Genomic DNA, 7289 nt, shown 5'->3' on the forward strand with positions numbered 1-7289 from the left:
ACGTCTCGGTGGACGCTGCCGGCCAAGGTCGCCGCCAGCGTGTTCTCGTGATCCGAAAAGACTTGGTAGTACTGATCAAACGCCTTCTTACGAACGTCGCGATCGGTGCTGTGCAGAAACTGAATGAACGTCGCGTGCGACAACTCCATCCGTTGTCCGTCTTCGTTTTCGAGCTCACCGAAACGCAGGTCCGCGTCGTTGAGCTGACGAAAGGCATTGCCCGCCGCTCCAGCCATCTCGCCTTGCATCGCCAGCAAACGTTCTTCGCGATCGGTCAACGTGTGTGGGCGATAACGTACGATTCGCTCGAGCAACAACTTGTAGGGTTCCAGAACCGGATCGTTCAAAAACGATTCCATTTTTTCCGGCTCGATGCTCAGCAATTCGGGACGAACAAAGCTGCTGGCCTGCGACGCTTTCACGGCCAAGTTTTGAAACCGCGACTTGCGGGCTTGATGATCGCTATCGGATTGATTCTCGGTTGTTCGCAGAAATGCGTAGGTGCCGCAGCGTTCTGCCATTCGGTCGAACTCGCCATCGAAGTCCAAGAACTCACGGATGACTTGAGCCGATTCGCCCAAGCGTCCGCGGAAGGTTTCGAAGGTGTCGATTTTCGACGTCAACGTGTCGAAATCAGCCTGCCAATCCTCCTGGGATTCGTACAGGCTGGACAGGTCCCAGCAATCGCTGGCAGCGACTTCGTCGCGGGTTGGCAATTTCGTGGCGGCAGGTGCGTTCATCCGTGGAGCATCGTTGGTGAGAGGAGTGAAGATGAGTTCAAGCCGGATAGTTTAACATCCGACTCAAACCGCCATCACCGCCTCATGGGGCCAGTCCCAGATCCTGTCCATTCGCCTGATTCGCGGTGTTTTGGAACGGATTCGGCCCCACAGAATGAATCCGCCATCCCTCACCGGACGCAAATTGCCCTGGTTCAGTCCGCCCAAGTTCAGTCCGGCCGGGCTCGATCTCGACTGGCTCGAACTTCAAGGCTTGGCCGGAATACGGGTCCCGCGTTGCCTCGGCCGGCAAACCCAACCGATCGAGGTTCACTTCCGACGCCGTCAGCCCCTGGTCTCGGATCGCGTTGAGAATCCGCAGACACCGACATCGAATGCGATCTCGTTCGAACGATGCACGACAGGAGTCCATCGCAGTCATCGCTGCTTGCGTCATCACTTCCGTCGGTGGACCACGATTGGCTGACCAATCACAGGGAGGCGTTTTGCCCCTGTCGATTTGATTCTGCATCGCGGCCAAGTAGTCCGGCATCTGGTTCGAAAACACTCGCAAAGCTGCCGGCATGGATTGAATCGAAGCGATCCCGTAAACCCGTTCGGTTTTGAGAGTGTGCAAGAACGCGTCGCTCGATTCCTGTTCCGCCAACACTTTTTCGATTGCCGCGTGCGTGCCGGGATCCAGCGGCGAGACCTGCATGATCGCATTGAGTTGATCGATCGCGGACTGCCGGATCGCAACGTTGGTTTGATAAACAACGACTGTCGGACCCGTCTCTTGCAATCCTGTCAAACGCATCAAATCAACGCACAGCATCGCGGATTCATCGACCTTGCCTTTGGCTGCCAAAAACCGCGAACCACAAAGCATCAACCGGCCAACCATTCGCAATCGGCTGACTTCTTTCAGCAAGACTTGCATGTATTGATCGGGCGGCATCACACCCGACGGCGCTAGCGGAGAGGGCCACGCGTATCGCTGGCAATGCGACGCGTCTCGCAGAGCAGGCACGACCTCTGGGTGCTTTTGAAAAGCGTCTTCAAACAACGCCTCGTTTTGTGCAGACAATGGTCGGTGAAGATCAGCTGCCGCATCGGAATTCAGATACGGATGGAGAGTCTTGGCGAGTTCTTCCGCCGACTCGATGACCTGCAGTATCTCCCGTCGCGCATCCACTTTGTCCGCCATCGGCCAAACAGATGCGGGAGTCCGATCACCCAATTCCGAGAGCGAGATCGGATCACCAGCCGACGCAATGGTCTGCAACTGTTTCTGAATCCGGTATTGCCGAAGCCCGATTGGGAACATCACCACCAACAGACCGACGCACAGCAAACCCAGACAGCCGAGTGAAATTGTTTTCGCGTTCATGCTCCCCCAGGCCAGATCACCCGCTAGCAGGGGCGCAAAAATTTGGTAAGTAGGCCAGGTTTCCACCTGGCAACCCAGCCGATGCTGCGAAAGAAGCGAGGCGTAATGACGCTTTAACTCATTGGCAATGTGAGTCGTCTATCGCTCGAGTACTTGCCCTCGCCAGGTGGGACCATGGCCTACAACTTAGTGCATGCCAGGTGGAACCATGGCCTACAACTCAGTGCGTGCCAGGTGGAACCGTGGCCTACGATCTAGCCGGCGGCAAACGCTGCCTGGGCTTCCGTCCGAATTTGATCGGCGGGTTTCCCGGTCGCGGCACACAATCGTTTGACCTCGTCATTTTCCAACGAGAACCGCAGCGTTCCATCCGGCAAACGCACCGTCTTGCCCTTCGCAGGTCCGTCGGGCGTTTGAACCGTCTGACTTTCGCGAGCCAGCTTGGACCGATTCATCTCCGTTCGTCGAATTCCGATCGTGCTGGTTTGAGTGAAGAGCAATGTTTGCAACGCACCGATTCGGCTGGCGTCGCACAACACCGAAACCGTTGTCGCCAAGCGTCCCTTTTTCATCACGATGGGCGTCTGCCAAACATCGAGGGCTCCCGCGTTCATCAACAACTCGCTGACATTGGCCAACTGTTCCGCCGTCGCGTCGTCGATGTTGCTTTCCAACAAGGTGACGCGATCGGTTTCGATTTGACCTTGGGAAGAACTCGGTTCGGTCAGCTCACCCAGCGTCACCCGCAACAGGTTGGCGTGGCCTTCCAGATCACGTGTTCCCGTTCCATAGCCCACTCGCAAGGGAGTCATCGCCGGAGGCGGTCCAACCGATCGAGCCAGCGTCTTGATGATCGCGGCCCCGGTGGGCGTGGTCAGTTCGGATTCGATGTCGCATGCCATCAAGGGCACACCCGTCAGGATTTCCGCGGTGGCAGGCGCCGGCACAGCAACGCGGCCATGATCAATCGTGATCGCACCGGTCCCGGTGGGAATGGTTGACGACGTCGCGTGTTGAACGTCCAACGCATCGATCGCGATCGCAACGCCGACGATGTCCGCGATGGAATCGATCGCGCCGACCTCGTGGAAGTGGACTTTCCGAAGCGAGCAACCATGGACCTTGGCTTCCGCTTCGCCCACGCACAAAAAGATCTTTTTCGCGAGAGCCTTGGCGGATTCGTTGATCTCGGTGGCCTCGTCGATCATTGCATCGATGTGATGCAAATGCCGGTGAGCCTTTTCCGGCGGGTGATCGATGTGGATCTGCACGGCACGGAAACCGCACTTTTTCACTTCCTCGGTCCGCAGCTTCAAATCCGGCAGATTCAGCGATTGCAGCCCCTGCTGGATCTGGTCCACGGACACGCCCAAATCGATCAGGGCGCCCAACGTCATGTCGCCGCTGATTCCCGATAAACAGTCAAAGTGCAGTGTTTTTGTCATGCGGATAATGGAGCAAAACGAGCTGAAATTACCAGGCCGCCGCTTCATCAAAACCTCACCAGAGGCCTCCACAAAGCGCGTTCCGGTGAACACCTGATTCGTGGTAACTTGTCTGCCTACCGCAACTTGCTTGTCATCTCCTCCGGAACTTTTCATGACCGACGAAAACGAAAATTTGCCAGCCGAAGCCATTGGCGAAGATGAATTGCAACGGCCGCAACCGATCGATGATCCGATCTCCGACAATCAGTCGCAGGACTTGTACCAAGTCATGCGGCACACGATCGAGCGATTGGAAAAGGACAACACGGCTCGCGGTGACGTGAAGATCCTTTCCCGAACGATCCGGGAACTGCGGTACGCATTCAAGGTCTTCCGGCCGTATCGACGGAGACGCAAAGTCACCATTTTTGGATCGGCCAGGACGGCACCCGATCGCCCCGACTATCAAGCCGCTGTGGACCTGGGTCGCCGCATGGCCGCTCACGGTTGGATGGTGATCACCGGTGCCGGCGGCGGCATCATGGAAGCCGGTCACAAAGGTGCCGGACGCGATGCATCGATGGGTCTGAACATCATGCTGCCGTTCGAACAAGGCGCGAACGAATACATCGAGAACGATCCCAAGCTGGTCACGTTGAAGTACTTCTTCACTCGCAAATTGATGTTCCTCAAAGAGTGCAGCGGCATCGTCTGCTTGCCCGGAGGATTTGGGACGCTCGACGAAGGCCTCGAAGTTCTGACGCTGTTGCAAACCGGCAAGCAAACCATGATGCCGTTGATCTTCCTCGATCATCCCGGCGGCAGTTACTGGAAGGACCTCGGCAAGTTCATCGACAAGCAACTGATGTGCAACGGCATGATCAGTCCCGAGGACGTGGCCCTCTACAAAATCACCAACTCGGTTGATGAAGCCGTCGAAGAACTGCTGACGTTCTACGACGTCTATCACTCACAACGTTACGTCGGTCACCAATTGGTGTTGCGGATGAAGCAAAAGCTTTCTGAGGAAGCGTTGGAATCTATCCGGACCAACTTCGCTGATATTCTGAAAGATGGCACGTTCGAACAAACTGGTCCATTGCCAGAAGAAGCCGGCGAGCCAGAGCTGGCCGACTTCCCAAGGTTGGTGTTCCACTTCAACCGTCGTGGTCTCGGTCGATTGCGGATGTTGATCAACCAAATCAACGGTCACCCTCTGACCACCACCCCCGATCCCGAGTGCTGAACAGAGTTTGAACACTTCGAGGCCCGACGGGCCGGCACAGCCCTTGCCGGTGCCGTCAGGCACCGGAAACAGTTCCTGCTACTTCACCAGTCCCGGAGGGGCGACCGAGGACAGCCCCAGCAATCGTGCGACGCAGATCCAGCAACCGAACATTCAAACTGTTGATATCAGACCAGCCAGAACGCGATAGGGTCGGGTTCGTCTTCGGTAACCGTGGGCTATCGCCCATCGGCTGATCGCTCAATCTACCCAACGTATTCAATCAACAACCTGCTAGCCAACTCATCCCCTCACTACCCGACACGTCACAGCCTGTTGATTGACTCGAGTTCACAACCCGACGCGTGAGTTTTGAAGTTACGTTTTTGCGTGGGGCATTGGTTTTCCCAAAACCCGACGCGTCAGCGAGGCGAAGTCAACATCGTTTTTCCCTCGCTGACGCTTCGGGTTTTGAGAAAAGCGCAACTTCAAAACGCGTGAGCGAGGGATCTACCAGCTCGTTGCAATGGCAGGTGATCCCTTGCCCACGCTTGGGGTTAGGATGAGATCAACAAACCGGTCAGCGAGGGACCACATCGCCCCTCGCCCCCATGCGTTTCGATGAAGCATCTTCACGATCGCATTGGTTGGCATGCTCGCCTGCAAAGCCTTAAGCTAAAAGCTTGGCCCCCATCCCCATCGCAGCCGACGAGGATCTCTGATGTCGACAACCCTTCCAGAAATCGCACCCCCAAAAGTTCGCCACACCCAGTTGTTCATCGATGGACAGTGGCGTGATTCGGCCAGCGGAAAAACGTTCGCCACGATCAACCCAGCCACCGAAGAAGAGATCGTTCAAATCGCCGAAGGTGACAAAGAAGACATCGACGCGGCGGTGAAGGCGGCTCGCAAAGCGTTTGAGTCGGGTCCCTGGCGGACGATGGACGCTCGCGATCGCGGACGGCTGATGATGAAGCTTGCTGATGCGATTGAGAACGAGATCGATGAGCTGGCTCAACTTGAAACACTCGACAACGGCAAACCCCTTCGCGAATCACGGCACGCGGATTTGCCCCTGGTAATTGATGCCCTGCGTTACTACGCCGGCTACGCGGACAAGATCCAAGGCGAAACGGTTCCCATTCGCGGCAACTACCTCTGCTACACACGGAAAGAACCGGTCGGTGTGGTCGGTCAGATCATCCCTTGGAACTTCCCCATGCTGATGGTCGCTTGGAAGTGGGGCCCGGCTCTCGCCACCGGTTGCACGATCGTGATGAAGCCCGCTGAACAGACACCGCTGACCTGCTTGCGAATGGCACAGCTCGCCAAAGACGTCGGCTTCCCCGATGGCGTCATCAATGTCGTGCCGGGCTTTGGACCAACCGCCGGTGGAGCCCTGGTCGACCATCCTGGCGTCGACAAAATCGCCTTCACGGGAGAACACCGAACGGCTCAATTGATCATGAAGAACTCCGCCCAGTCGTTGAAACGACTGACGTTTGAACTGGGCGGCAAGAGTCCCAATGTGATCTTCAGCGACGCGGACTTGGACGCTGCTGTGCAAGGCAGCTTCGTGGGTCTGTACCTGAACCAAGGCCAATGTTGCTGTGCCGGCAGTCGCGTGTTCGTCGAAGAATCGATTCACGAAGCCTTCGTCGAAAAGCTGACCGATTTGACGAACAACCGCGTCGTCGGCAACCCGTTCGAACACACGACGGAACAGGGTCCTCAAATCGATCAAGCTCAATTCGACAAGATCATGAGCTACATCGACAAAGGCAACCAGCAAGGCGCGTCCTGCGTCAGTGGTGGCAAGCGTTCCGGAGATCGTGGTTACTTCATTGAACCGACCGTGTTCACCGACGTTCAAGACGACATGGCGATCGCTCGCGATGAGATCTTCGGTCCCGTGATGAGCGTGCTGTCATTCAAAGACAGCGACGACATCCTGAAACGAGCCAACGACACGATGTTTGGATTAGCGGCCGCCGTGTGGACGCAAGACATCAAGAAAGCCCACCACTTCGCCGCCAACGTTCGCGCGGGAACCGTGTGGGTCAACTGTTACGACGTCTTCGACGCCGCCGCCCCATTCGGCGGATTCAAGATGAGTGGCCAAGGCCGCGAACTAGGCACCGAAGGCCTGAAGGCTTACTTGGAAAGCAAAACCGTGACGGTGGCCCTTTGAGCCACGGAAGTGGCGACACAGGCTTTGTCGGGCCTTGGAAGTCGTGCCGTTTTGAAGTGCCGTTCTCGCAATGCCTGAAGACCCCCGCCCGACGAAGGAGGTTGTGCAGTTTTTAAGTGCTGTGCCAGTACCTCCTTGAGAACCCTTCCCGCGGCGCGGGAGGGGTCGGAAAGCGAGCGTTCAGCGAGATTTCCGGGCGGGCAACTCCTTTGCCGCCGACCTGGCCTTTTACTATCGCACCCCGGTTAATCTGATGGGCGAAAGCTCGGAACTGGCTGCCGGCATCAACGTGTCCAACATTGGAAACAAAATATCCTACAATGAAGTAGACAAATTA

At 56.7% G+C, this 7289-nt stretch carries 5 protein-coding genes; 2 read left to right on the forward strand and 3 right to left on the reverse strand.

Annotated elements, in window-relative coordinates; all coding sequences use genetic code 11:
- The 3 genes from ACF8AM_RS06295 to larC form a co-directional block, all read right to left on the reverse strand.
- On the reverse strand, window positions 1-740 hold a 740-nt coding region (locus tag ACF8AM_RS06295; RefSeq protein ID WP_392554807.1), incomplete at its 3' end, for a M3 family oligoendopeptidase.
- A gap of 82 nt (window positions 741-822) precedes the next feature.
- A complete protein-coding gene (locus ACF8AM_RS06300) occupies window positions 823-2109 on the reverse strand; it encodes a hypothetical protein (RefSeq protein WP_392554808.1) in 1287 nt (428 codons plus the stop codon).
- A 254-nt stretch (window positions 2110-2363) separates the two neighbouring features.
- On the reverse strand, window positions 2364-3554 hold the full coding sequence (gene larC, locus ACF8AM_RS06305) for a nickel pincer cofactor biosynthesis protein LarC (RefSeq protein WP_392554809.1): 1191 nt from the start codon (window positions 3552-3554) through the stop codon (window positions 2364-2366).
- Between the two features lie 154 nt (window positions 3555-3708).
- On the opposite strand from larC, the gene ACF8AM_RS06310 reads away from it, so the two are divergent.
- Together ACF8AM_RS06310 and ACF8AM_RS06315 are read left to right on the forward strand one after the other, a co-directional pair.
- Window positions 3709-4782 (forward strand): LOG family protein, encoded by a 1074-nt coding sequence (locus ACF8AM_RS06310; RefSeq protein ID WP_008654382.1) that lies wholly within the window; start codon window positions 3709-3711, stop codon window positions 4780-4782.
- Between the two features lie 700 nt (window positions 4783-5482).
- Complete coding sequence (locus tag ACF8AM_RS06315) at window positions 5483-6952, forward strand: aldehyde dehydrogenase family protein (RefSeq protein ID WP_392554810.1); 1470 nt, start codon at window positions 5483-5485, stop codon at window positions 6950-6952.
- Window positions 6953-7289: the final 337 nt, after the last annotated feature.

Origin of the sequence: Rhodopirellula sp. JB055, assembly GCF_043100905.1 — a bacterium.
In the GTDB taxonomy this organism is placed as follows: Bacteria; Planctomycetota; Planctomycetia; order Pirellulales; family Pirellulaceae; genus Rhodopirellula.